Below are 2,599 nucleotides of genomic sequence, written 5' to 3' on the forward strand. Positions count from 1 at the left end.
AACCTGCTGGCGGCATTGCGACTGCGGGCGACGCCCTTAAGTACATGGCATTGCTCAAGGAAGAGCTTGGAACGCGTTGGCTTCAACCGCACTTGTTCCGCTTCGGTGCTAGCAGTCTGTTAACCGATATCGAGCGTCAGCTAGAGCACGGCCTCACCGGCCACTACGCCGCCGATTACCGCCAGCCCATGGTTTGACATGAACAAGATCGCGCAAATCTTCCAGTCGCTCGACTACGGCCCGGCCCCCGAAGGCCCCGAGCAGGCCATAGCCTGGCTCGACAGCCACGACCGCAAGTTCGGCCATTTCATCAATGGCGAATGGACCGCTCCGGGCAAGACCTTCTCGTCCGACAATCCCGCCAACGGCCAGAGCTTGGCGCAAATCAGCGACGGCACACCCGCCGATGTCGACCTTGCAGTCAAAGCCGCCCGCGCCGCATTCCCGCTGTGGAGCGCGCTAAGTGGTTATGAGCGCGGCAAATATCTCTACGCCATTGCTCGCGCCGTGCAGAAACACGCCCGCCTGTTCGCCGTGCTCGAAACCCTCGACAATGGCAAGCCGATCCGCGAAAGCCGCGACATCGATATCCCGCTGGTCGCCCGCCATTTCTATCACCACGCCGGCTGGGCCCAGCATCTGAGCCGTGAATTCCCTGACGCGGTGCCGTATGGCGTCTGCGGGCAGATCATTCCGTGGAATTTTCCGCTATTGATGCTGGCGTGGAAAATCGCTCCGGCGCTGGCGGCCGGTAATACCGTGATCCTCAAGCCAGCCGAGTTCACCTCGCTGACGGCGCTGCTGTTTGCCGAAATCTGCGAACGCGTCGGCCTGCCCAAGGGCGTGGTCAACATTGTGACCGGCGAGGGCGGCACCGGGCAGGCCATTGTGGCCCATCCCGGCGTCGACAAGATCGCCTTTACCGGCTCGACCGAAGTGGGCAAGGCCATTCGCGCCGCCACCGCCGGCACCGGCAAGGGGCTGAGCCTCGAGCTGGGCGGCAAGTCGCCCTACATCGTCTTCGAAGATGCCGATATCGATAGCGCCATCGAGGGGCTGGTCGACGCCATCTGGTTCAATCAGGGGCAGGTGTGTTGCGCCGGCTCGCGGCTGCTGGTGCAGGAGAGCATCGAGGAGCGGTTCATCACCAAGCTCAAGCTGCGCATGTCGACGCTCCGCGTCGGCGATCCGCTGGACAAGTCGGTGGACATCGGGGCGCTGGTGGCCCCGGTGCAGGTCGAGCGCATTCGCGACCTGATGAAGCGCGGCGCGGCCGAAGGCGCCGTGATCTATGAGCCCGATGGCATGACGCTGCCGGGCGCCGGGTGTTTTCTCAAGCCGGCGCTGGTGACCAATGTGTCGCCGGCCAACACACTGGTGGCCGAGGAAATTTTTGGGCCGGTGTTGGTGGCGATGAGCTTCCGCACGCCCGAGGAGGCGGTGCAGCTCGCCAACAATACCAAGTACGGTCTCGCCGCAACGATCTGGAGCGAGAACATCAATCTGGCTTTGGACATTGCCCCCAAGATCAAAGCCGGCGTGGTCTGGATCAACGGCACCAACAATTTCGACGCGGCCGTTGGCTTCGGCGGCTACAAGGAATCAGGCTTTGGCCGCGAAGGTGGCCGCGAGGGCATGAGCGCCTATCTCAAGCCGAAATGGGAGAAGGCGCTGAAACCGGCTCCCGTCGTAGCGGCGGCTCCGACCAAGGCCGCCAATCCGCTCGATAGCGGCCATCTCGACCAGACCGCCAAGATGTATATTGGCGGCAAGCAGGCGCGGCCGGATAGCGGGTACAACCGCCCGGTGCATGGGGCCGATGGCAAGCTGATCGGCGAAGTCGGCGACGGCAATCGCAAGGATATCCGCAATGCCGTCGAGGCCGCGCGTGGCGCGCTGGGCTGGGCGACGACCGCGGCGCATTCGCGGGCGCAGATCCTCTATTTTCTTGCCGAAAATCTCGATTATCGCCGGGACGAGTTTGCGGCGCGCATCAAGGCGCAGACTGGCGACGACGGCGTGGGCGAAGTCGCGCTGTCGGTCGAACGGCTGTTCGCCTTTGCGGGCTGGGCCGATAAATATGATGGCGCGGTGCACAACCCGCCGCAGCGTACGGTGGCCGTCGCCATGGTCGAAGCGCTCGGCGTCATCGGCATCGTGGCGCCGCCGTCGCGTCCGCTGCTTGGCTCCATCGCCCTGATTGCCCCGGCTTTGGCCATGGGTAATCCCGTGGTGCTGGTGCCCTCGGCGCAGTCGCCGCTGTCGATCACCGACCTCTATCAGGTCATCGAAACGTCCGACGCGCCCTCCGGCGTCATCAACATTGTCACCGGCGACAGCGTGGCTTTGGCCAAGACCCTGGCCGAACACGACGGCGTCGATGGGCTGTGGTTCGCCGGGGATTTGGAGACGTCCACCATGGTGGAAAAGGCCTCCATCACAAATCTAAAGCAGACCTGGACCAGCAGGGGGCTGTACTATGACCTCGCCGATCGGCTGTTTGAGGGGGATTATTTCCTCGGCAAGGCCACGCAGGTCAAGAACGTCTGGATCCCCTACGGGGCGTGAGGCGCCCCTCAACTTTTTGCATCCCCACGCC

1 protein-coding gene and 1 pseudogene are annotated in these 2,599 nt (G+C 63.6%); both read left to right on the forward strand.

Translation table 11 applies throughout. From position 1 onward, the window contains the following. Nucleotides 1–197 (forward strand): annotated as a pseudogene (locus JWP26_RS01555) (deoxyribose-phosphate aldolase); the annotation flags it as partial. A 1-nt stretch (nt 198) separates the two neighbouring features. Beyond that, nucleotides 199–2,568: an aldehyde dehydrogenase family protein gene (locus JWP26_RS01560; RefSeq protein ID WP_299722445.1), complete on the forward strand. Its 2,370-nt coding sequence runs from the start codon at nt 199–201 to the stop codon at nt 2,566–2,568. The last annotated feature ends 31 nt before the right edge of the window (nt 2,569–2,599 follow it).

Origin of the sequence: Devosia sp. (assembly GCF_028290435.1) — a bacterium.
Taxonomy (GTDB): domain Bacteria; phylum Pseudomonadota; class Alphaproteobacteria; order Rhizobiales; family Devosiaceae; genus Devosia.

What these genes read in the sequence shown, in the direction of transcription:
- JWP26_RS01560 (WP_299722445.1), top strand. Translation starts at nt 199, where the DNA reads ATGAACAAGATCGCGCAAATCTTCCAGTCGCTCGACTACGGCCCGGCC.